We start from the raw sequence: 23,939 nt of genomic DNA on the forward strand, positions 1-23,939 counted from the left end.
GTAACCACAACTTCATATTTGCGCAATCAAAGGCATACCGGATTCAACTCAATTTTGAAATCAAAAGCGCAGCAAAGTCGCTAAAGGCACTTATGGCAGCGTGGTTGAACTCTATCCGCGTTTTACTGAGTGCGCACATCAAGTCGGTGGTAACGTCGTCATTGACTACAATGCCAGCCAACGCTTTGGCGTATTGTTCGCCCAGTCGTTTGGGGAACAGCTGTAAAATGGAAGACACCTGTGGACTGTAAACAGCTCGATGGTATCGAAATTTAAATCTAAAAAAAGCCTCGATAGCGGCTTTTTTAATAGAACGAAATCAACTGTAGCCATTACACATACTTCACACTATGCAGCATCCCCCTGCATACGACGCAGGTGTAAATCCTGCAAGTAGAGGTCTAAAGTTTGAGTTTCTAGTGCATCAAATTTTAAATACAGTTTAGTCCGTCGTTTTAAAATATCTTCACTGCTAACGGCCCACTCCCGTTTCACCACATAATCCACTTCTTGCTGATACAAACCATGGCCAAAAGACTGCCCTAAAGTTTGTACATCTTTGTTCTCACCGAGCATATGCCACACTCGACTACCATAACTGTTTGCCCAACGATGCGCTGTTTGAGACTCTAGCCCTTTGATTTCATGCATCAACTCTGCACATAAAACCTCGACTGAACTAAAACCCTCCGCACCTGGGAGTTTTGCCTCAGCCGTCCATTCCGCCTTCATATGTGGAAAATAACGTTTTAGCTGCCGCAAAGCCGCTTCCGCCAACTTTCGATAAGTCGTTAACTTTCCACCATAAACAGATAACAATGGCGCTTCATCCGCAACAGGTTTAGACATCGACAGTACATAATCACGTGTCACTTTAGAGGCTTGGCTACTTGCATCATCATACAGCGCCCTTACGCCTGCAAAGCTTGAGATTACATCTTCTGGCTGTAATTGAAGCTTGAAATGGTCATTAATCACATCAATCAAATAAACAGTTTCCTGCTCGGTAATATGGACATAATTTGCATCACCCTCAAACTCTACGTCCGTGGTACCAATCAGGCTGTATTCATCTAAATAAGGAATTACAAACACAATGCGTTGATCATCATTTTGTAGAATAAACGCATGCGGTTCCAGGTATAAACGCTTCACAATAATATGACTGCCCTGAACCAATCGAATGCCTGCCTTTGGGGTTTGGGACAGTTGTTGTTGAATAAAATCTGTGACCCATGCACCCGTTGCATTGATTAAGCTTCGAGCTTTAATTTGGTAGTGTTGTTTTTGATGCTCTAGCGTTAGGCACCACACACCCTCCTGCTGAGCCGCAGAAATGCATCGCGTTTGTGTTCGTATTTGAGCCCCTAGCTCGTGTGCCTGGATTGCATTAACCACCACCAAACGTGCATCATCTACAGTACAGTCTGAATATTCGAAACCACGTTTAATGGTGTCTTTTAGCGGGCTATCGACATTAAAATGAACAAGCTCCGAACCCTCCAATGTTTCTCGTTTTGCCAAATAATCATAGATAAATAAGCCTGAACGAATTAGCCATGCAGGACGCAAATAAGGCAAATGCGGCATAATAAAACGCATAGGATGGATCAAATGTGGGGCTTTTTTTAACAGTACTTCACGCTCTAATAAAGCTTCACGCACCAAACGAAATTCTTTTTGTTCGAGATAACGCAATCCACCATGAATGAGCTTGCTACTGGCTGAAGACGTATGACTGGCTAAATCATCTTTTTCACAGACAAAAACACTTAAACCACGCCCTACAGCATCATTTGCAATGCCCACCCCATTGATGCCCGCGCCCACAACGGCAATATCATAAATGGCATCTGTGTCTTGCATATTCACCTCTCTCATTGAGTTATTGTGTTATTTTTGTTCTTCACGCTAAACTTAACATCAAAATCCAACCTTGTCATATTCCAAAGCCAGTCAAATCAGAGAAAATTCTTTACTATAAATAAATTAATACCCGCATCTATTTTTACAATTTAATTTTTAATTTTGACTATTCAGTGAAAAGTCGACTAATTTCCAAGCTAAAAAACACGTTCCTTTCTAAAAATCAACATTCACCATAAAATTAAAAATCACCATAACCCCTTGTATTTTAATTGACTATTCACACATTTAAAAATCACAAGGGTTTGTTCTAGATAAGTAAAATGATAATTTCCCATTAAAATAAAGATATTCATTAGAAAAACTTAACAGCATATAAATCATACCAGCATTTAGACTAAAGTCGAATGAAGTCCAAGAATAAGGGGCGTATAACGAAACAGAATTTTTTGTTTAATCTTAAAATATATTGTTTTAACTTTTTCTATTTAAAAAGTTAAAAGATGTATTTTCCGAACTTCTCCTTGGGAAATTTTTGTGACTGATCTATCTCCCCAAACTGCTCCAGTAAGCATCGATAAAAAAACCCGTTTAAAATCGATTCTCGGTGGTTCAGCTGGCAACTTAGTTGAATGGTATGACTGGTATGTCTATGCCGCATTTACCTTATATTTCGCGCCACAGTTTTTCCCTGAAGGGGATGACACGGTAAAACTCTTACAAGCTGCAGCCGTCTTTGCACTGGGCTTCCTGATGCGTCCTATTGGCGCGTGGATCATGGGCATTTATGCAGACCGTAAAGGACGTAAATCAGGTCTTACCCTGTCTGTATCTTTAATGTGTGTAGGATCTTTGATTATTGCCTGTGCACCCACCTATGCCAGTGTGGGTATGCTCGCACCTGCCTTATTACTCTTTGCCCGTTTATTGCAAGGTTTAAGTGTCGGTGGAGAATATGGTTCAAGCGCAACCTATTTAACGGAAATGGCTGGAAAAAACCATCGTGGTTTCTTCTCTAGTTTTCAGTATGTGACTCTCATTTCAGGTCAGCTCTTGGCGCTGTGTGTGTTGATCATTTTACAACGCACCATGAGCGAAGCACAGTTATCTGAATGGGGCTGGCGTATTCCCTTCTTCATTGGTGCTGTACTTGCCATTGTGGTGTTCTGGATTCGTCGTGGTTTGGTTGAAACCCAATCTTCAAAAGATGCACAAGAACAGGCTAAAAATGGTGGCCCAAAATCTAGCGCACTTGCTTTATTTACCAAATATCCAAAGCAAGCGTTCACTGTGATTATGCTGACTGCGGGTGGAACGCTGGCATTCAACACCTTTACGACGTATTTACAAAAATACTTGGTTAACACCTCAGGTTTTGAGAAAACCACAGCAACAGAGATCACCACAGCAGCAATCTTTGTCTTCATGCTATTACAACCTGTGGTGGGTGCACTGTCTGACAAAATTGGTCGTAAACCAATTATGATCACTTTTGGTGTATTAGGTGTACTGTTCACGATTCCAATTTTCAACGGTCTAGGTTCAACCAGCAGTCCAACAACCGCATTTATGCTATGTATGAGCGGTATGGTGATTGTAACGGGTTATACCGCAATTAATGCTGTAGTCAAAGCAGAGCTCTTCCCAGCGCATATTCGTGCACTAGGGGTTGCCCTGCCTTATGCGATTGCCAATACCATCTTTGGTGGCACAGCAGAGCTTGTAGCGTTGAGCTTTAAAAATGCAGGACACGAAAACTACTTCTTTTACTACATCACCTTCATGATTGGTTTATCTCTACTGACTTACATCTTTATGAAAGACACCAAAAAGCACAGTATGATTACCGATCATTAATGCTTAAAGTAAGCATGTAAGTTAATAAACTAAACATAAAAAATGCCTTCTCGAATGAAGGCATTTTTTATGTTTAATCAATTTTTTTGCTGAAACTTGATCGATTGAAATATCGTGAAATACACCTGTGTATGGCATACTAAGAACAAGAATAATGTTAGGAACTCTTTATATGAAAAATATGTATAAACTTTTAGGCCTAAGCTGTATCGTTTTAGCAGTATCTGCATGTCAAAGCACGCCTCGCCAATACAATGGCAATGTTGGCTATCAAATTGAATATCAATCAGAATCGAGTGCTACCCTTGCTTATACGCTTGCTGCTCGTAAGAACCAGCAACTCGATGAAAATAAATTACAACGTGCTTGCCAAAAAGTTTTAGGTTCACAAAAAAATTATAAATTGGCGATTTTAAGTATTAATGAAATTCCTAACACTGCAGCAGATGTTCCCGAATATGGCCGCCAAATTGGTCAAACCCGTGCCACTTTTGGCTTAAGCAATACACCCGACTTACACCAAGGTGAAAACTTTGCAACACGCGAGTCACTTGAAGCACGACCAAGCACACTGCATGTTGTTCGCTATACCTGCTCTTAATACTTCTGATATATAAAAAAGGGGCTTAGTGCCCTTTTTTAGTCTCTAAAGTTCGATAAAAACTCACATTACGAAACTCTGGTGACTCATCTAGATCTGGCCAAGTTGTGGCACTACGCTCATCGAGCTTCATGTACTTCGGATGGCTAAAATTTTTAACACGACTATCCGCCACCCAAACTTCAGGTGCAAACTTTAAAAATTCATCTAAAAAGAAACGATTGCATTGATCATATAAAACATCGGCAGCCAATAAAACATCAACCAATTCTGATTGATATAAATCATCTAAATACTCTAGCTCTACGCTATTCAGCTCTGCATTGGCACGGCAAGCATCTAAACTAACTGCATCAATATCGCAACAAATCACACGTTTTGCGCCCGCCATTTTGGCTGCAATCGCCACCACACCTGAACCTGCGCCAAAATCCAACACTACCTTATCTTTGACATGATGAGGCTCCGCCAGTAACCACTGCGCCATGGCTAGGCCTGAAGCCCAACAAAAGATCCAATATGGCGTTTCATTCCAAATACGGCGAATGATTTCATCATCCAGTTTATTGGTTGGAAATACAGGAGGAATGAGCCACAAGGAAATAGATGTTTCAGGAAGCTGTTGCGCAAGCAATTCACAGTTTGGAATCACTTCATGCAAGGCTTGAAGTAAATGATCTGGGGCTTTGGGGAATTGGAAAGTACAGCTCATAAGTTATTGAGTATTTTTATGCTTTTACTGCGGGTTCTTGCAGCTAAGATTTAGATTGAGGAATTAGCCTTCGGCTAGACCTACTTTTGTTTTGGCAAAAGTAGGTAAAACCATGGTCATTTGCTGAACTCGACTGAAATCATCATTTATTTACTGCTTCGCAGAAACATTTTTATCGAATTTAGTCCGGCCTCGAACAGCAGCAAATGACGATGTCACGACTCCAAAACCAACATAAAACTGATTTTAGAGTTTTATAAAAATTAACCTAAAGCTTTCTCAGCCGCTTCAACCGTTTGACGAATTAGTGTCGTAATCGTCATTGGGCCAACACCACCTGGAACAGGTGTGTACGCAGAAGCTACTTCTTCAATACCGACCAATTGAATGTCGCCTACACCACCACCATCACGTGGATGGAAACCAGCATCAACAACCACTGCACCTTGTTTGATCCAATCTTTTTGAATCAATTCTGCCTTACCAACCGCACCCACGATAATATCGGCTTGCTTTACAAAGTCAGCTAAGTTTTGAGTACGTGAGTGACAGATCGTTACAGTTGCATTGGCTTGAAGTAACATCGCAGCCATTGGCTTACCTAAAATTGCAGAACGTCCTACAACGACAGCATGCTTTCCAGCAATTTCGATATTGTTTTCTTGCAAAATAGTCATAATGCCGGCAGGCGTCGCAGAACCATATGCTACCTCACCCATGGCCATACGACCAAAACCAAGACAAGTTACGCCATCCACATCTTTTGCAAGAGAAATTGCATCAAAACATGCACGCTCATCAATTTGTTCAGGCACTGGATGTTGAAGCAAAATACCGTGAACATCTGGATTTGCATTCAGTTTTTCAATTTCTACCAACAATTGTTCAGTGGTGGTTTCTTTTGGAAGTTCAACTTTAAGTGAGTCCATACCAACACGACGGCAGGCATTTCCTTTCATACGTACATAAGTTGCAGATGCACCATCGTCACCCACCAAAATAGTCGCAAGAATTGGGGTACGACCTGATTTTGCTTTGAGCGCTTCAACGCGAGTTAACAAGTCAGCTTCAATTTGTTTTGCCAATGCACGACCATCTAAAACTAATGCCACGGCACATCTCCAAGTGTTGATATGAATCAATTTTGCACATAATACATGATAATTTTAAATATTTTTCGCTATATGCTGTTTTTATGCGCATACGAATGAAAGCACTATTGTTTTTTTTTCAGAGCTTGCTAATATACGCATCAACAAGACGCGGCGGGGTGGCAGAGTGGTCATGCAGCGGACTGCAACTCCGTGGACGCCGGTTCGATTCCGACCTCCGCCTCCATCTTGTTAAAGCCCGAGTGGTGAAATCGGTAGACACAGGGGATTTAAAATCCCCCGCCCACAAAGCGTGCCAGTTCGAGTCTGGCCTCGGGCACCATTCTTATACTTCTAAGTATGGTGCATTTAAAGAACCCAGCGTTAAGCTGGTTTTTTTATGCCTACAGAAAAAGCATAATGCAATGCACAAAAAAGAGAGCACATTGACTCTCTTAAAAATAATATCTCATTCGTTTATCACGATAAGGGTGGTAATAAGTAATGTTGCAGATCTTGTTCTAATTTTTCTTGAAAATGAGCTGGCTCAATAATTTTAATGTATGGAATCCAATAACGCACCAAAGGTAAAAGTTGCATTTCATGGTAAATTTGACAATCAATTAATAAACCACCCGATACATCTTCTAGTACGATTTGTTGCTCTGGCAATAACAAACGTTGCTTAAAATATAAGGCAACTTCAGGCCGCACCGATATTTTCACCGTTTGCTTATGCTTTGCAAACCAAATCCCCTCACTGAGCTCTAATTGGGTCAAAACTTCTAAATGGTGTTCGAAAAGCTCCGACTCATGTACAACCACTTGATCTATTTTACTTAAACGATAAGCACGTAATTCAACAGCTACAGCTGCAGCCAAATACCAACTTCCCTGATGATGAATTAAACGATACGGGTCAACATGGCGCAAACGATCATTATAAATAAAACTGATTTTTTGACGCTTATGAATCGCGCCCGCAAAAACCTGAAAATGTTCAGCAAATTGCTGTGCATTTTCATAATAATAACCTTTGGCAGAGAACACTTGATTCGCACGCTCATCAAGCAGACCACGTAGAAAAGACATATCTAGAGATGGATAGAGCTCACTGATCCCAGAAAGCTGCGCAAAGTTTTGAATGTCTTTTAGCTTAAAGCGTCCAAGATAAACCGGATCTAAGAAGTACTTCTTGGTATATTCATCTTGAAGTAAAGGCAAATACGTATTGAGACGATCAAAATCTCGCTCTATCGTTCGCGTACTCACCTGAAATTCATGTGCTAGTTCTGCAACCCCTAATTGATATCCAGTATTTAATTTAGTCAAAATATTTGCTAAACGCTCCGCAAGGCGTTCATGTGTTGAAGCTTTACGCTTCATATTGCCCTCGCTGCACAATCAATGTTGTGTCTTTATTTATAGTTAAATGCCTAAGCATTATATTCAATATAAGTCACTGAATAATATTAAGTAAAAGACAAACGATTAGCTTTCAAGCTATGTCATGTTTTTATCAACAAAAGTGATCAATGTTTGTTAGATTTCTTCTTCTTTACAGCGGTTTGCTGATGCGCTAATCGCTCTATATAGCGCTCAAAATGAATTAAGGCTTTATACAACTTGTGTAACTCATCAGGTAAAACACTATTATAGATAACCGCCTTATGCAAGCGCTTGAGCGCACGGAAACCATGTGCATGTGTATATGATGTCGATAAAATTTTCATGACAACCCTCTTTTCTGTTTTATTTTTCATTTAAAACCACGTAAATTTGTCAGGTTTAAATTTAGTTGAAAATTTACACCACAGTTTTGACAGGTTGTGTCGAACAGTTATCATTTTTTAATCTTTGTTAAATTATTTTCTATTTTCAGTGCATTATTTTTATTTTTTGGCAAAATTTTAGGCAAAAAAAAGCTGACACTAGGTCAGCTCTACTTTTTATACTATAGAAATATTACAGAATTTTTACCACAACTTTACCCACGTGCTCACCCGTATCCATGCACGCATGTGCTGCTTGAATCTGATCGAACTCAAAAGTTTGATAAATCATTGGCAAGCACTCACCTTTGGCCCATAGCGGTGCTACATGATCTTGTAAACCTTGTGCAATCTCCGCTTTCTCAGCGGTATTTCGTGCACGCATGGTCGAGCCTGTGATCGTTAAGCGCTTCATCATAATTTGCCCCAACTTAACCTCTTTGGCTTTTGCACCACCTAAAAAGGCAATATAAACCAAACGTCCATCGCGGCGGAGCAAGTTCAAATTCTTTTCTAAATACGGTGCACCCACCATATCTAAAATGACATCAACACCAGCATTTTCCGTTTTCTCATTGATCTCGTGTTCAAAGTCTTGGGTTTTATAATTGATCGCATCTGTCAAATTCGCAATAGCTTGTACTTTTTCATCGCTGCCGACGGTTGCAAAGGTTTTAATGCCCAATGCTTTACATAGCATGAGTGCCGTGGTGCCAATACCACTGGTTCCACCATGTACCAACACCACTTCCCCTGCTTTGGCTTTACCCATTTGGAACACATTGGCCCAGACCGTGAAAAAAGTTTCAGGAATAGCCGCCGCTTCCACAAAGCTTACATTTTCTGGAATATGTAAAGTTTGGCTTTGTGGAACCACACAATACTCTGCATAACCACCACCATTGGTCAAACCACAAACTTTATCACCTAATTTAAACTGGGTAACTTCAGCTCCAATTGCAACGACCTCACCTGCAACCTCAAGCCCTGGTACTTGTGTTACCCCAGGCGGCATTGGATATAAACCTTGACGCTGTAAAATATCTGGACGGTTAATACCAAACGCATGGACCTTAACCAGGACCTCATCTGCTTTTGCTTCAGGGATCGTCACTGTTTCATATGCCAGCTTATCCACACCACCCGGCTCTGTAATAATGACCTGTTGCATCGTTGTTTGTGACATGATTTATTCCTAACTCTTGCGATATTTTTCAAGTTTCATAGACCTATTTGATCATAGAAATAAATTGAAATGAATAACACCGTACTTATGTATAGTCTGTAGCCTATTTTGCTGCGTGATAGCACTGATCATTGATAAAAAAAGCAACCTGCGACATCAATACAACTATACTCGACACCCCTCTCAAACATTACTTAGAACTAGTAAGGCCAGATGAAAAGCACAGCTATTCAGTTGCGTGGCTGATCAGGCAAAGATACAAACTGCATTAGAAATTTACGAACCAAAGGCAAAAACACCATAATAAGAGGAAATGCGATCAACCAAGATAAGCTCCAGCTTTTGAGCCAAAGATGGAAGAAATTATGCACTAAGCCTTTATTTAGCAGTAAGTTAAAACCAGAAATAGAACCACTCATCAGACCTGAAAGCAATAAAGGCATTAACCAATTTAAATGTTTGATATGAATTTTGGGGAGCGTGTTGAACATAATCGACCTGAGTAAATAAAAATTAGCTTTGGCTTGGCGTTTTAACGGTTTGTTTTAAAGCTTTCATAAACTGCCCAAAATGTGGCATAAACTCTTTAAAGAGCGGAAGGTTTTTATGCTCTAGCATCACCTCACTAAAGAGCTTTAAACCAACAGTAAATGATTTCGCTGCTTCATCATCCAGCATTTGACTGTTTTGAATCACCTGTAACACTTTAAAAATATCGTCGTGGTTATAGCTGTTAAAACTCAAAGTATCGGTATAGGTCGACGGGTTGCCTTGAGCATCTGCAATGTGTTTGAGTGTGACTTCATAAGTATGTTGTTTCATTCTGTTTTCCTAGAGACGTGCAATATTCACTGCTGCTTGATCGATTTGTTCTGCAATAGCACGAATTTGTTCAGGGCTCAGCTCACTGTGTTGTATCTTGAGCTTTAAGGAAGCTTTGAGGTTTTCCATCGCACGTTTAATATCAAGATATTGTTCATTATTTTGAATTTGTTTACGCGTGTCGAAACGAGATAAAATCTTTTCCACATTTGCTTGCTCAGCCTCAAGATGCTTCAAACCCAAGGTTGTTATACGGTATTGCTTACGTTCAGCGCCATCTAATGCGACCTGAACAAACTGTTGCTCTTCCAAATAATTCAAGGTTGGATAGATCGTTCCTGCACTTGGGCAATAGCCCCCTCCCACAATTTCACCCACCTCTTTAATGAGGTCATAGCCATATTTAGGTGCGAATGAAATGACATGTAAGGCTAAAAGTTTCATCTGACCCACTTCAAATAGGCGCTGTTTACGTAACACTGGCGCTATTTCCAAATCAGTAAAGGGTTCAACTTTTTGTGCTTTAGACATAAACAAGATACATCTTTAAATTACTAAGATATATCTTAAGTTGTTTTTTAAGAATTGCAACTTCAAGCCCTGAAATAGAACATCAAAATTTAAAATCAAATAGGTAACCGTGAAGGATTACTTGATATTTTTAGATAAGATTGCTGAACAGTTGCAATACCGCTAAAATTTAACCTCTGTTTTCACGTTCACCCCCCTCAAGTGAACTCTGACAAAACTCCTAAAATTCAGAATTAAATTAAAATGACAGATCAACTTAGAAAAAAATTTGAAAACCTACAACTCAATGCTGGGCAAGGCAAGATCAGTGCATTTCTTTCTGTTTCCTTAGGCTTTTTGGGTATTTTTGCTGCTTTATGTTTTTTATTCCCCACTGTGCTCACCACACCAGAACTACGCCCGCTATATAGCAAACACTATGATGTTTTCTACTACATCCTACTGTTCGGTATCGTCGTTAGTGCTGGTTTTGGTACCTATAGTGCGATCATTAAACAGAATAAATATGGTTTTTATGGTTTGTGTATCACCATTTTAGCAGCTATTTTAGGCTGTGGACTGATCAAAGCACCGACATTGCCTGCTCTACCCTTTTATGCAGGTTTTGATTATTTCGTTATTACCTTAATCATCCTTGCTTTAGTTTTCATACCACTTGAAGGATTCTTTGCAAAGAACACTGAACAGAAAATTCTGCGCGTTGGCTGGGTCACAGACATGAAATATTTCATGTTTAGCCATATTGGCATTCAGCTTTTTTCGTTTTTAACGGTCATGCCTATTCAGTATTGGATCACGCACATTCCCAATAACCCGATTGTGCCTTATGTGCAGGCACAGCCAATTTGGTTGCAGTTTATTGAGTTATTGATCGTGGTGGACTTCACCACCTATTGGTTACACCGTGCGATGCATGAAGTAAACTTTTTATGGCGCTTTCATGCCATTCACCATTCAACGGAACAAATGGACTGGCTGGCCTCTTCACGCTTACACATCGTTGAAGTGTTAATGACCCGTTTTATCGCAACCTTACCAATTTTCTTGTTAGGTTTTCATACCTCTGCTGTCTTTGCTTATTTGGTCTTTATTTCTTTCCATGCCATTTTTATTCACTCCAACGTGCGTTTTCGCTTTCCCTATCTGCGCTGGCTGATCGCAACACCTGAGTTTCACCACTGGCATCATTCTTCCGAAAAGCCTGCGATTGATAAAAATTATGCAGCCTTTATTCCACTTTATGACGTGATTTTTAAATCGATTTATATGCCTAATCATTTGGCCAGTGTATATGGCACAGTCGGCTATAAAATTCCAAACAGTTTTGTGAAGCAGTTTACTTGGCCATTTAAACGTTATGTGAATAAACTGAAAAAGCGCTTAAACAAAGATAATGAGACTTCCTAACAAAACCAATCGATTAACAATCTCAATAATTAAAGCTTGTCTAATCCCTCACCAAAATAGAAAACCTGTATCTCCGCAGGTTTTCTTTCATTTTCCAAGCCTTGTAAATCGAACTTAAATTACGCTCGCCCTTTAAATTCTTTTACCATACGATCACTCACGTCTTCTGGATAACAAAGTGGCGCAGCACCACCGACTCGATTGTAAGCACTACGTTTACCACACCGACTTCCATTTCTTGCAGTATTGTAAGGACAATTTCCCGAATACGTTTGTATCGATTGTTGAATAATTTCCTTCTTAATCGCTTCATCACTTTGCGTAGCCTGTTTAGCATCAGCAGCAAAAGTTAAAGTTAAAGTTAACCCAATAAATAATAATATTTTTTTCATAATATCCCTCTACAAAAGAGGCATTCTATAGCACTGAATTTTTATTGAAATATCACATTATTTATTTGAATAATATTTATCCATCTAATATAGAAATAAAAAACCCACCTTACGGTGGGTTCCTTCAAATGAGCTCAATCTCTTATAGACGAACCAATTCAACAATTTTATCAGCTAGCTCTTCAACCGCATCTTGAGTGAATGCGACATCTGTACCGTCGACAAGGTCAGTCACCACAACCACACCTGTTTCACGTACTAGTGCAACCTGATCAGCAGTTAGACCTGCTTTCGCTATCGCAACCACACCTTGTTGAATTAACAAGTTTTCAAGTACTTGTGCATTTTCAAGTGCTTTCACAGATACAGTTACCGCAGCAGGTTTTTGACCTAAACGTGCAGCCCGGTCTTCCGCTGTGACAGGGTTGCTGTGTGCAGACCATTCCACAGACTCTTCCACCATACCCGCACCAATCGTCACGTTGTTTAAACGGTCGATGAAGATAAATGAACCTGTATAACGACTGTCTTGGTAGCGATCAAATACGACAGGCGCATCAAACTCAACCGTGACATTAGCAATCGCGTTCAGCTCAAGACTATCGACTTGTACTTTTTCCAATGTATTCACATTGGTACGGTAGTTAATTGCAGTCACTTTTGCAGGAACAGTTTGCGTGCCCACTTTTAAGTTATACAACTTACCAATCACCAGCGGTTGATCTGCCATCCAAACTACAGTGGCATTGACCGAACGTGAAATTTCTGGCGCAGCTTGATCCGCACGCACAAGTACGTTACCACGCGAAATATCAATTTCGTCATTCAGCGTCAACGTTACAGCTTGACCTGCAACGGCACGCTCTAAGTTACCATCATAAGTGACAATTTCTTTGATGGTCGATGACTTACCTGATGGTAAAGCCACGATTTTGTCACCTACTGATACATCACCCAGCGCAACCGTACCGCAGAAACCACGGAAGTCGAGATTTGGACGGTTTACATATTGCACAGGGAAACGGAAATCGTTGGTCACTGAACTGCGGTTAATTTCCACAGACTCAAGCGTCCCCATTAACGTTTCGCCTGTATACCATGGCGTATTTGGTGATTTATTGACAACGTTATCACCATTCAATGCTGAAATAGGCGTAAAGATAATGTTGTTTGGCTTACGGTCACCCAATTGCGCCACAAAACCTGCATACTCCGTCTGAATTTCATTGAAGCGCGCTTCAGAAAATTCAACCAAGTCCATTTTGTTAATCGCAACAATAATGTTCTTAATGCCAAGTAAGCTTGCAATATAAGTATGACGACGTGTTTGAGTTTGTACACCATAACGCGCATCAATCAAGATAATCGCAAGATCACAGGTTGACGCACCAGTCGCCATGTTACGCGTGTATTGCTCATGTCCTGGCGTGTCGGCAATGATGAATTTACGTTTTTCAGTTGAGAAATAACGATAAGCCACATCAATGGTAATGCCTTGTTCACGTTCAGCTTGTAGACCATCGACAAGGAGTGCCAAGTCAGGTGCATCGCCTGTCGTACCGACTTTTTTAGAGTCACGAGTTACTGCTTGCAATTGATCTTCATAAATCAATTTTGAATCGTAAAGCAAACGGCCAATTAAAGTTGACTTACCATCATCGACGTTACCGCAAGTCAGAAAACGCAATAAGTCTTTATTTTCATGTTGTTTTAGATAGCCCAAGATATCTTGGCTAATCAGTTCTGATTGATGAGACATTGCTCAAAACTCCACATATTCTTTAGAAATCGGTTTTTAATCTTCAAATCTACCTAAATCCTCCTTTGATAAAGGAGGACTTTCCTCCATTTTTTTCGGGAGTTCTCCCCTCTTTACTAAAGAGGGGTTAGGGGGAGATTTTAGAAATAACCTTCTTGCTTTTTCTTCTCCATCGAGCCCGCCTCATCATGGTCAATCATACGACCTTGACGTTCAGAGCTGGTTGCAAGCAACATTTCTTGGATAATTTCAGGTAAAGTATTTGCCGTTGACTCAACTGCACCCGTAAGTGGGTAACAACCAAGCGTACGGAAGCGTACCGATTTCATTTGTGGAACTTCGCCTTCTTTTAAAGGCATGCGTTCATCATCAACCATAATCAGGGTGCCACTACGCTCAACCACAGGACGTTCTGCAGCTAAATAAAGTGGAACCAATGGAATGCTTTCCAAGTAGATATATTGCCAAATATCAAGCTCAGTCCAGTTTGATAGTGGGAATACACGAATACTTTCACCTTTGTTCACTTTACCGTTGTAAAGATTCCAAAGTTCAGGACGTTGGTTTTTCGGGTCCCAACGGTGTTTCGAGTCACGGAATGAGTAGACACGTTCTTTAGCACGTGATTTTTCTTCATCACGACGTGCACCACCAAATGCCGCATCAAAACCGTATTTATCAAGTGCTTGTTTTAAGCCTTGAGTTTTCATGATGTCGGTATACTTTGAGCTACCATGGTCAAACGGGTTAATGCCCGCATCTTTCCCTTCTTTGTTTTGATGTACGATCAAATCAAAGCCATGGGTTTTTGCCATGTTGTCGCGGAAAGCAATCATGTCTTTAAATTTCCAGCCCGTATCTACATGCAGAAGCGGAAATGGAAGCTTGGCAGGATAGAACGCTTTAAGCGCCAGATGCAGCATGACTGCTGAATCCTTACCAATAGAATAAAGCATCACTGGGTTTTCAAACTCAGCAGCTACTTCGCGAATAATATGAATACTCTCAGCTTCAAGCTGTTTAAGATGAGTAAGTCTTTCCTCATTTAATGACATTGACAGCACCAACTCACAAAAATCGTGTACTTATTACACTTTTAAAAATATATATTCATTATAAAGATTTAGTTATACACACTATTGCTTGTTTTATTATATTTATATGCAAAAACCTCATATAAAACAAAATTGATAAGCCCTATAAGTTTTATTCAACAATTATATCCCCCAAATAAACTCAAATATTACATCAACTTCATTCAAAGCACTAAGCCTGTCCACCCTTCCACCCTTCCACCCTTCCACCCTTCCACCCTTCCACCCTTCCACGCTTCGACTCTTCATCCATGTTTCTGCTTGGCAATACATCTACAAATACCTAAAGTCGGTTTCATTTATGTTCTATGTATATGACTCACCAAACTCGCAACCTACAAGACTAAAAATAACACTCGATGCAGACCGGCTTGTTCGTTTTATATATCAACATGATAGACAAAAAGTTTGGATGCCAATTACTTTGAGATTAATCAGTAAAACATAAAAAAACCCGCAATCAATGCGGGTATTATCACTCTCAAATCTTAATAATGAAAAACGCGCTTGTCCAAAGGGATTTCTATGCCAATCGATGCACCAGCATCATTACCATGTAAATCAGAATCACTGAACCAACCATTAATTTTGATTGGTACAAATGGTCTTAAGTAATGTGACCAGGTTAAATCGATAGCTGTTAGATCATCTGTTTCAGGAAAGGCTGCATTGGTAATACGGCCAGATTGATTAACCTTTGCAAATAATAATCGACCATTTAGACGGTTCATTGCATCGAATCGAATATCACCACCCAAAGATACCATTTCACCATCTCCACCCATGGCATGGCCTAATGGGAAACCATGTTGGTAATATCCGTCTTTATATATACTATGGTTATATGAAATACCTTGTGCTTCACGATTGGTTCGAGTATCAGCCCACTCTGTATAAAGTTGATATGGCATGTTTTTAAAAGATGACGAATAGTCCACGCCAGCAAGATACATTTTTTTAGAAGGTAAGCCACCAGCTTCATCTTCACCTACATATTGCCCATACAGACTCATAGGTACATTCAACAACTGCTGAAAATTCAATCGAGCATCAAAACCAGCAACTTGGTTAGATGGATCTGGTTCTCCAGTCCCACCATTGTCTTTATTTCCGACAAAAGCATCCCATAATGAACTTAAACTTTCAGGACGACCTTCTCCGCCCCATTGAAAAGCACGGGAAGCACCTAATTCTAAATAAGGTAAAGGTTGTGCTGTAAGACGTACACCCACTAATTTAGCATCAGGTACAGCAGAATAATCATCTAATTGACCTGCAAATGCTTGATATTGCCACGGGCCAATCCATGACAACCATTTTGTTTCAAAAGCTGATTGATCTGCACGCTGAGCGGTAAAGCCATAGACTGGGCGACTCGCATCACCTCGTAAAAGGCTCCCATCATGACCTGGCCCCCAATATGTTGGTATCTGGCCGGCAATTAACCATTGATTCCACAATTTTCCAGCTATGTAAGATCCTTCAATATTAACGTCTTGATCGTTGTCAATTTGTGGGTCTTTTTCTCCATTCACTCTAAGGCGAACATCCCAATTTTCACCGCCGGCATTAAATTCCAAACCTGCTTGGTACTGTGCTTTTTCTTGATCACCAAAAGCTTGCGGAATTTGTTTTTGATCACTCTCTGCAAATAAACGTGCTTTAAACATCGCGTTCTCACGATCGAGATGAGCTCGCACTGACTCAATAACTTTTTGCTGAGCAGGAGTCGCTACTTTAGCCTGAGACAATACTCTTTGAATTTCATCACCACTCATTGGCCATGTTGATGTGCTAATTTGTATCACACCCTGCTGATTTAACCAGTTTAGATCCGTTCTTAAATTTTGATCATTTAAAACTAGACCTTGAGCAAAGATACTCGTTGTTGCACCCATTAGCACAGCGATTGCAAGTGTGTTTTTTAGAAACATTCCGTTTTATTCTCAGGACTTAAAGCTAAGTGTTACCTTATTTTTTTTATCTCTTTTTTTCAAGCTTTTCTATTTAGTAATGTTGTAAAGATCAATAAAAAAACCCGCAATGAATGCGGGCTTTTTATGTTCAGATCAAACTTAGTTTTTATGACGCATGTGTGGGAACAGAATCACATCACGAATACTTGCTGCATTAGCGAATAACATGACTAAACGGTCAATACCAATACCCTCACCCGCTGTCGGTGGTAAACCATACTCAAGTGCTTCAACAAAGTCTGCATCGTAGTGCATTGCCTCATCATCACCTGCATCTTTTTCTGAAACCTGTGCTTGGAAACGTTCAGCTTGGTCAATCGGGTCATTCAACTCGGAGAAACCATTCGCAAGTTCACGGCCACCAATAAAGAACTCAAAACGGTCAGTGATGTGTGGATTATGATCATTACGACGTGCCAATGGCGATGTTTCAGCTGGATATTCTGTAATGAAAGTCGGCTGACGTAGCTGAGTTTCAACAGTTTCTTCGAATACGATGGTTTGAAGTTTGCCCAGACCAAAACCTGGTTTTACCTGCTCTTTCAGCTCTTCTTGCACAAATTTTGCCAAGAATTCACGATCATTGACATTTTCAGGCGTGAACTTTGGGTTGTGTGCAAGAATGGCATCAAACATCGAAATTTTCTTGAATGGACCTTTGAAGCTATACACTTCTTCACCATAAGGCACATCAGTTGAACCTAAGATGTCCAGCGCTAAGCGTTCAAGCATATTTTCGGTAAGTTCCATCAAGTCTTTATAGTCTGCATAAGCTTGATAGAATTCAATCATAGTGAATTCTGGGTTATGACGCGTCGAAACACCTTCGTTACGGAAGTTACGGTTAATTTCAAACACACGCTCAAAACCACCAACCACCAAACGTTTTAAGTAAAGCTCAGGTGCAATACGTAAGAAAAGTGGCATATCCAAAGCATTATGATGTGTTTCAAATGGACGCGCTGATGCTCCACCCGGAATCACATGCATCATAGGTGTTTCTACTTCCATGAAGCGCTGTTCAGTTAAGAACGCACGAATGCCTGAAACCACTTTGGCACGGATTTCAAAAGTCTTACGTGTTTCTTCGTTCACAATCAGGTCAAGATAACGCTTACGATATTTAACTTCAGTATCGTTTAGACCATGGAATTTATCTGGAAGTGGACGAAGCGACTTGGTTAAAAGCTCAAAATGTTCGATATGGACATAAAGGTCACCTTTACCTGAACGACCGATATAACCTTTCACCGCGATAATATCGCCAAGATCTAAGCTCTTAATGGTTTCTAAAGTTTCTGGTGCTAATTCTTTACGTGCTACATATAACTGGATACGACCCGTCATATCTTGGATCACGATGAATGAACCACGGTTCAACATCACACGACCCGCTACAGACACATAAACATGCTCTGCTGCTTCAATTTCTTCTTTGCTTTTGTCTGCAAATTGATCTTGTAAGTCTTGCGCATAATGTTCACGTTTAAACGTGTTTGGCCATGGGCTAGTGCCCGTTTGTTTGGCTTGATCTTCAATCTGCTTTAACTTGGCATGACGCTGTGCAATTAAATCGTTTTCGGAAATGGTTTGTTCAGAAGTCGATTGAGCGTTTTGTTGCGTCATCTCTGCCTCGTATATGTATTAAAAAACGGAAGTTGCATAGCATAGCAGAATTCCAGACGAATGAGCATCATCAAAAACCACGCGGTATATAAAAAAGTATACATCCTGTTTATTTCAGAGCTAAGACACCCACCGTATAAAAGGTCTGTCTATTTCTTAGACCAAAAGCTAACTTCATTTCACGGTCAATCTCTCTACAATGGACATTATAAATCGTGGAAAAGTAAACTTTTCTCCACTCATAAAATAATTTAGTTTTTTAATTGAATGATAAATCATGAGCAGATGCGAATCTAAAATTTTGTTTTTGCATGGATTAGACTCCTCTCGCGAGTCCACTAAGTTCCATGCCATTGATGCAAAGCAGAAATTTTGTATCGATATCGATTATCGCTATCTCAATTTTTCTACCGTAGCCAGTTTCTACGACGATATTATTGAAAAAATAAAACCTGAGATTATTGTTGGGCATTGTATTGGTGCGTATTGGGCATTGAAAATGTCGCTGCTACATCAAATTCCATGTGTGATTGCCAACCCACGCTTAGCGCCTGACTTTCGCGATGATTACCCGAGCATTAATGAGACTGACTTAGACCACAATGTACCGCAAGTGGCCTACTTGGAGCTGGGAGATGAATTAATTGATATGTATGCAGCACAGGAAATTTTAGAAAATTATATGTTGATTCAAGCAGTTGAAGGTGGACACCACCGATTACTTAAACCTGAAAATATTAATCAACTGATTGAACATCTAGAACAACAATATTTATATAAATAAAAAAAGCCTTGGATGTCCCAAGGCTTTTTAATCTGCTTACGCCGCAACAGATTCTGGTTTTGATTTGTCATCTAATACTGACCAAATCTTTAAACCTAAGTCAGCATGCAAATCAGGCAAATCAAGAAAAATACTAGCACCGAGCACTTCATGATTACATTTTGCCACCAACTGTTTAACGGCTTTTAATGTCCCACCTGTCGCTAAAACATCATCCACAATAATCACTTTTTGCGACGGGGTATTGGCTGCCATTTCTAAGCGGTCTAAACCATATTCCAAACTATAACCCACACCCACCACCGGTGGTGGCAGCTTGCCTGCTTTACGTACCAACAATAAACCTTTACCTAAACGTTGTGCCAATAAGCTCGCAAGCACAAAACCACGTGCTTCTACAGCAACAAAACTATCTACTTCCGCCAACTGCTCAGCAGGAATACTTGCAATTAACGCGACGGTTAAAGGCTCAATATTGCTCATAAACAATGGTGTTAAATCGAAGAAGCAAATCCCAGGTTTTGGAAAATCTTGGACCGTACGAATGTGCGACCACAACGTTGTAGACAAGTTGTTCATAGGAGATCAATAAAATTTGAAAAGGAATAGATGAATTTTACAGCTTTATCTGTTAAAAAAACAGTCAAGCATTGGCTATGCAGCCGACTGAACAACCAAAATATTTATGTAAACTATTGTTTTTTAATTAAATCATTTATTTAATAAATATTAGGTATAAATTCACCCAATGGTAAAATAGCAATTTAATTCCACATTTGCATCACGACCATAGTCTATATTTTTAAGGATTTTAAAAGACTAGCTGATTGAAAAAACACATCTTTTTGACATGCAATCATCTATATCTTTCACAATTTTGAAAAATACGATCTGGTTTTAAATGATACGTTTTGTCCTGATCATCGCTTTTAGCAGATAGATTCAATCATTAAACTCCGATATTTACTTTACATTCGTATTAGAACTGCGTAAAAATTTAGATTAGCGAAGCATGCTAACCACTCAGATGAATAGCAGCTTGCGTAATGGATTATTTTGCTGAACCCTTTCTTGTTCAGCGTTTTGGAGAGTCAAATGAAGAAGTATCAATGCATCGTTTGTGGATGGATTTATGACGAAGCAGAAGGTTGGCCACAAGATGGCATTGTGGCGGGAACAAAATGGGACGATATCCCTGACGATTGGACTTGCCCAGATTGTGGCGTGTCAAAAATCGATTTTGAAATGGTTGAAATCTAATTCATAGTGTTAAAGACCATGCAGCATGGTCTTTTTTTACGTCTTTAAAATAATCTCTGGAGAACCTTATGCATCCCATCGTCATCATTGGCTCAGGTATGGCAGGCTATGCTGTAGCACGTGAATTTCGCAAGCTGAACCCTGAACAAGAGCTGCTTATGCTATGTGCAGATGATGCGACTAATTATGCCAAACCAACATTGTCCAATGCCTTTGTTGCCAACAAAGCACCTGAACAAATTGCTTTGGGTGATGCAGAGAAAATGGCAACACAACTGAAAATGCAGATTGCTACGCATACTTGGGTAAAAGAAATTCATACTGAACAACAGCAGTTAACCCTTGTTAAAGATGACACTGAATCTACACAGCCCTACTCTCAATTGGTTTTAGCAGTAGGTGCAAACCCAATTCGCTTAGCCATTGCAGGTGATGGAAGCAATGACATTCAAGTTGTAAACAATCTAGACGACTATAAAGCCTTTCGTGCAGAACTTGAAAAACGTGCAGACAAGCGTGTAGTTATTTTAGGTGCAGGTCTCATCGGCTGCGAATTTGCCAATGATTTACAACATACAGGCCATCAAGCTACCGTTATCGACTTGGCAAACCAGCCTTTGGGCCGTTTATTGCCAGCGCATGTTTCAAGTGCCTTTAAAGAAAACCTTGAAGCAACGGGTATTCATTTTGTCCTTGGCACCACAGTTGAAAAAGTGTCTAAAATTGAAAATGGTGACTATGTTGTGACCTTAGCCAATGGTCAGTCTTTGGTCGCAGATGTAGTGTTATCTGCAATTGGCTTACAACCGAGCATTTCCCTGGCAAAAGAGGCAGATATTCAAACCAGTCGTGGCATTTTGACCAATGCACAACTTGAGACCAATCAGCCGCATATCTACGCGGTAGGAGATTGTGCTGAAGTGAACGGACTCTTGCTGCCTTATGTCATGCCAATCATGCAACAAGCACGCGCTTTAGCCAAAACCTTAAATGGTGACACAACTGCAGTGCATTACCCTGCTATGCCTGTAGCAGTTAAAACACCCGCTGCGCCGCTCACTGTTTTGCCTGCGCCAATCGATGCAGAGGTGAACTGGGAAACTGAGGAATTAGACGATGGCATGATTGCCAAAGCCCTAGACAGTCAAGGTACACTTCGCGGCTTCGTACTGCTCGGTGCAACCGCAGCGAAACAACGTTTAGCATTAACAAAACTGGTTCCAGACTTGATTCCAGCACAGGTTTAGAGTTTAAATAAAAGGACATTTATAACAATAGATGTCCTTTATGTGAGGATTACAATAATGAATAGCGCACTCCAATATAATCTTTCACCCTATACCTCTTTTATGCGCGAAACCAAAGTCGACTTAGGCAATGGTATTGAACTCCATGTCGAAATCGGTGGCGAAGACCATCATCCGACCATTGTTTTGATCATGGGCTTAGGAGCACAGCTCTTATTTTGGCCTGATTTCTTCTGTAAATCTCTGATTGATCAAGGTTTTCGTATCATTCGCTTTGATAACCGCGATATTGGTTTATCTTCAAAAATTAAACATCAAGGTCCACGCTTAAACACCCTCAAACTGATGGGGCGTTTTGCTTTAGGTTTAGATAACCGTGGTGCACCTTATGACTTATACGACATGGCTGACGATGTGGCACTGCTTTTAGACCGTTTAGGTTTAGATGAAAGTTATGTGATTGGTGCATCCATGGGTGGTATGATTGGGCAAATTCTAGCAGCGCGTCATCCACAGAAGGTCAAAAAGCTCGGCCTAATGTTCACCAGTAACAACCAACCTTTACTGCCGCCGCCTTTTCCAAAGCAACTCTTTAGTCTAATTGGTCGACCTGAATCGACCGATGAAGAAGGAATTGTGAGCCACTCTTTGAAAGTGTTTAAGATCATTGGCTCGCCTGATTATCACAATCCAATCGAGTCAATTCAGACTTCTCGCAAATTATATCGCCGAAGTTATTACCCTGCGGGTGTACTTCAACAGTTTTTAGCAATATTATGTACAGGTTCTTTATTGCAACTGGACAAACAGATTCAACAACCGACCCTTGTGGTACACGGTTCGCGAGACCGTTTACTCCCGCCTAGTCACGGAAAGGCCGTTGCAAAGGCAATTATGGGCGCTAAATTTGAATTAATTGATGGAATGGGGCATGATATCCCACCGCACTTCATTCCAAATCTTAGCGAATTATTTGCACAACACTTTAAATCATAATCATTAGGACACTATGGCTGCATTACCATCCTTAAGACAGCTGTCATATCTCGTTACACTGTCAGAAACGCTGCATTTTACTGAAGCTGCACGCCGTTCATTTGTAACCCAATCGACTTTGTCGGGCGGGATTATGGAGCTTGAACGCCTACTCGGTGGCGTACTTGTAGAGCGTGATCGCCAAAATGTGCGCTTAACTCCTCTAGGCGAGCAAGTCGTTGCTCGTGCTCGTGTTCTACTGGCAGATGCTCAAGACCTGATGCGTTTAAGCCGAGAAATGAGCGAGCCTTTAACTGGTGATTTACATCTAGGTGTTATTCCAACCATTGCGCCATTTATTCTGGCGCAATTGTTAGATGAAGTGCATAAGCAACTCCCTAAAATTCAACTACATTTACACGAAGCGCAAAGTGAAAAAATTGTAGAAAAACTCGAACATGGTAATTTAGACATGGTCGTTTTGGCCCTACCTTTTGATACACGTGGCTTAAAAGTTGCTGAAGTCGCAAAAGAAAGTTTGTTTTTGGTCTGCAATAAATCAGATATCGCAAGCCAAGCCAAATCGCTGGATGACTTAGACCTTTCGCGTTTAATGTTGCTTGAAGAAGGCCACTGCTTACGTGACCACACTCTAAGTGCCTGCCCAATTGGTGAACGTAAGAATGACCATCGTTTAAAAGCGAGTTCTTTACCGACCCTTGTGGAAATGGTATCGGCTGATCTTGGTTTTACCTTATTACCTGAAATCGCAATTCATACCAATATGATTAAAGCGAATCCAGATTTGATGGTCAAACAAATTGAAGCTGCTCCAAGCCGTATCTTGGCTTTGGTGACACGTAAAAGCACCCCGCTACAAAGCGAATTTGATGTGCTATTACAAATCCTGCAAAAAATTACTCAAGATCTGCACTAAGCTTATTTTTGTGCATAAAAAAGGAGTCAAACATGACTCCTTTT

General features: G+C 40.3%; 23 protein-coding genes and 2 tRNA genes. 10 read left to right on the plus strand and 15 right to left on the minus strand.

Annotated elements, in window-relative coordinates:
• Positions 1–348 precede the first annotated feature (348 nt).
• Positions 349–1,866, minus strand: coding sequence for a glycerol-3-phosphate dehydrogenase (gene glpD, locus F946_RS07955; protein ID WP_004980978.1), 1,518 nt, complete (start codon positions 1,864–1,866; stop codon positions 349–351).
• 537 nt (positions 1,867–2,403) lie between these two features.
• On the opposite strand from glpD, the gene F946_RS07960 reads away from it, so the two are divergent.
• Both F946_RS07960 and F946_RS07965 read left to right on the plus strand, forming a co-directional pair.
• Positions 2,404–3,723 carry an MFS transporter gene (locus F946_RS07960; protein WP_004694344.1) on the plus strand — a complete coding sequence of 440 codons (1,320 nt, stop codon included), beginning with the start codon at positions 2,404–2,406 and terminating at the stop codon, positions 3,721–3,723.
• Positions 3,724–3,895: 172 nt separating this feature from the next.
• On the plus strand, positions 3,896–4,324 hold the full coding sequence (locus tag F946_RS07965) for a hypothetical protein (protein WP_004980981.1): 429 nt from the start codon (positions 3,896–3,898) through the stop codon (positions 4,322–4,324).
• A gap of 25 nt (positions 4,325–4,349) precedes the next feature.
• On the opposite strand, the gene F946_RS07970 is transcribed toward F946_RS07965, so the two are convergent.
• Positions 4,350–5,036: a class I SAM-dependent methyltransferase gene (locus F946_RS07970; protein ID WP_004980983.1), complete on the minus strand. Its 687-nt coding sequence runs from the start codon at positions 5,034–5,036 to the stop codon at positions 4,350–4,352.
• 263 nt (positions 5,037–5,299) lie between these two features.
• Complete coding sequence (folD, locus tag F946_RS07975; RefSeq protein ID WP_004980984.1) at positions 5,300–6,148, minus strand: bifunctional methylenetetrahydrofolate dehydrogenase/methenyltetrahydrofolate cyclohydrolase FolD; 849 nt, start codon at positions 6,146–6,148, stop codon at positions 5,300–5,302.
• 152 nt (positions 6,149–6,300) lie between these two features.
• Here folD and F946_RS07980 point away from each other — a divergent pair.
• Positions 6,301–6,374, plus strand: a tRNA-Cys gene (locus tag F946_RS07980).
• Positions 6,375–6,384: 10 nt separating this feature from the next.
• A tRNA-Leu gene (locus F946_RS07985) sits at positions 6,385–6,470 on the plus strand.
• Positions 6,471–6,607: 137 nt separating this feature from the next.
• Here F946_RS07985 and F946_RS07990 read toward each other — a convergent pair.
• The 6 genes from F946_RS07990 to F946_RS08015 form a co-directional block, all read right to left on the minus strand.
• The gene (locus tag F946_RS07990; protein ID WP_004980992.1) at positions 6,608–7,513 is read right to left on the minus strand and encodes a helix-turn-helix transcriptional regulator; all 906 of its coding nucleotides are present in this window, start codon (positions 7,511–7,513) and stop codon (positions 6,608–6,610) included.
• Positions 7,514–7,659: 146 nt separating this feature from the next.
• The gene (locus tag F946_RS07995) at positions 7,660–7,890 is read right to left on the minus strand and encodes a hypothetical protein (protein WP_238953681.1); all 231 of its coding nucleotides are present in this window, start codon (positions 7,888–7,890) and stop codon (positions 7,660–7,662) included.
• 202 nt (positions 7,891–8,092) lie between these two features.
• The gene (locus F946_RS08000) at positions 8,093–9,085 is read right to left on the minus strand and encodes an NAD(P)H-quinone oxidoreductase (RefSeq protein ID WP_004980998.1); all 993 of its coding nucleotides are present in this window, start codon (positions 9,083–9,085) and stop codon (positions 8,093–8,095) included.
• A gap of 230 nt (positions 9,086–9,315) precedes the next feature.
• On the minus strand, positions 9,316–9,576 hold the full coding sequence (locus F946_RS08005) for a DUF2798 domain-containing protein (RefSeq protein WP_004694355.1): 261 nt from the start codon (positions 9,574–9,576) through the stop codon (positions 9,316–9,318).
• A gap of 22 nt (positions 9,577–9,598) precedes the next feature.
• On the minus strand, positions 9,599–9,907 hold the full coding sequence (locus F946_RS08010; RefSeq protein WP_004981000.1) for a DUF3861 domain-containing protein: 309 nt from the start codon (positions 9,905–9,907) through the stop codon (positions 9,599–9,601).
• A gap of 9 nt (positions 9,908–9,916) precedes the next feature.
• Positions 9,917–10,438, minus strand: coding sequence for a PadR family transcriptional regulator (locus F946_RS08015; RefSeq protein WP_004981002.1), 522 nt, complete (start codon positions 10,436–10,438; stop codon positions 9,917–9,919).
• Positions 10,439–10,681: 243 nt separating this feature from the next.
• Between F946_RS08015 and F946_RS08020 the strand changes: the two genes are divergently transcribed.
• Positions 10,682–11,845: a sterol desaturase family protein gene (locus F946_RS08020; RefSeq protein ID WP_004981003.1), complete on the plus strand. Its 1,164-nt coding sequence runs from the start codon at positions 10,682–10,684 to the stop codon at positions 11,843–11,845.
• A gap of 119 nt (positions 11,846–11,964) precedes the next feature.
• Here the strand turns inward: F946_RS08020 and F946_RS08025 are convergent, their stop codons facing one another.
• The 5 genes from F946_RS08025 to lysS all read right to left on the minus strand — a co-directional run bounded on the left by F946_RS08025 (position 11,965) and on the right by lysS (position 18,692).
• Positions 11,965–12,237 carry a hypothetical protein gene (locus F946_RS08025; RefSeq protein WP_004981006.1) on the minus strand — a complete coding sequence of 91 codons (273 nt, stop codon included), beginning with the start codon at positions 12,235–12,237 and terminating at the stop codon, positions 11,965–11,967.
• A 142-nt stretch (positions 12,238–12,379) separates the two neighbouring features.
• Positions 12,380–13,996: a sulfate adenylyltransferase subunit CysN gene (cysN, locus tag F946_RS08030; RefSeq protein ID WP_004981008.1), complete on the minus strand. Its 1,617-nt coding sequence runs from the start codon at positions 13,994–13,996 to the stop codon at positions 12,380–12,382.
• Between the two features lie 140 nt (positions 13,997–14,136).
• A complete protein-coding gene (gene cysD / locus F946_RS08035) occupies positions 14,137–15,051 on the minus strand; it encodes a sulfate adenylyltransferase subunit CysD (protein ID WP_004694369.1) in 915 nt (304 codons plus the stop codon).
• A gap of 527 nt (positions 15,052–15,578) precedes the next feature.
• Positions 15,579–17,024, minus strand: a complete 1,446-nt coding sequence (locus tag F946_RS08040) for a capsule assembly Wzi family protein (protein WP_004981010.1) — start codon at positions 17,022–17,024, stop codon at positions 15,579–15,581.
• A gap of 141 nt (positions 17,025–17,165) precedes the next feature.
• On the minus strand, positions 17,166–18,692 hold the full coding sequence (gene lysS / locus F946_RS08045) for a lysine--tRNA ligase (RefSeq protein ID WP_004981012.1): 1,527 nt from the start codon (positions 18,690–18,692) through the stop codon (positions 17,166–17,168).
• A 277-nt stretch (positions 18,693–18,969) separates the two neighbouring features.
• On the opposite strand from lysS, the gene F946_RS08050 reads away from it, so the two are divergent.
• Complete coding sequence (locus F946_RS08050; RefSeq protein ID WP_004981014.1) at positions 18,970–19,476, plus strand: YqiA/YcfP family alpha/beta fold hydrolase; 507 nt, start codon at positions 18,970–18,972, stop codon at positions 19,474–19,476.
• 36 nt (positions 19,477–19,512) lie between these two features.
• Here the strand turns inward: F946_RS08050 and F946_RS08055 are convergent, their stop codons facing one another.
• Complete coding sequence (locus F946_RS08055; RefSeq protein WP_004981018.1) at positions 19,513–20,055, minus strand: adenine phosphoribosyltransferase; 543 nt, start codon at positions 20,053–20,055, stop codon at positions 19,513–19,515.
• A gap of 516 nt (positions 20,056–20,571) precedes the next feature.
• On the opposite strand from F946_RS08055, the gene rubA reads away from it, so the two are divergent.
• The 4 genes from rubA to oxyR all read left to right on the plus strand — a co-directional run bounded on the left by rubA (position 20,572) and on the right by oxyR (position 23,895).
• Positions 20,572–20,736 (plus strand): rubredoxin RubA, encoded by a 165-nt coding sequence (gene rubA / locus F946_RS08060; protein WP_004694381.1) that lies wholly within the window; start codon positions 20,572–20,574, stop codon positions 20,734–20,736.
• Between the two features lie 68 nt (positions 20,737–20,804).
• Positions 20,805–21,983, plus strand: a complete 1,179-nt coding sequence (locus F946_RS08065) for an NAD(P)/FAD-dependent oxidoreductase (RefSeq protein WP_004981020.1) — start codon at positions 20,805–20,807, stop codon at positions 21,981–21,983.
• Between the two features lie 57 nt (positions 21,984–22,040).
• Positions 22,041–22,979, plus strand: coding sequence for an alpha/beta fold hydrolase (locus tag F946_RS08070; protein WP_004694383.1), 939 nt, complete (start codon positions 22,041–22,043; stop codon positions 22,977–22,979).
• A gap of 13 nt (positions 22,980–22,992) precedes the next feature.
• Positions 22,993–23,895 carry a LysR family transcriptional regulator OxyR gene (oxyR, locus tag F946_RS08075; RefSeq protein ID WP_004981021.1) on the plus strand — a complete coding sequence of 301 codons (903 nt, stop codon included), beginning with the start codon at positions 22,993–22,995 and terminating at the stop codon, positions 23,893–23,895.
• The last annotated feature ends 44 nt before the right edge of the window (positions 23,896–23,939 follow it).

This window comes from Acinetobacter johnsonii ANC 3681 (assembly GCF_000368805.1).
Taxonomy (GTDB): domain Bacteria; phylum Pseudomonadota; class Gammaproteobacteria; order Pseudomonadales; family Moraxellaceae; genus Acinetobacter; species Acinetobacter johnsonii.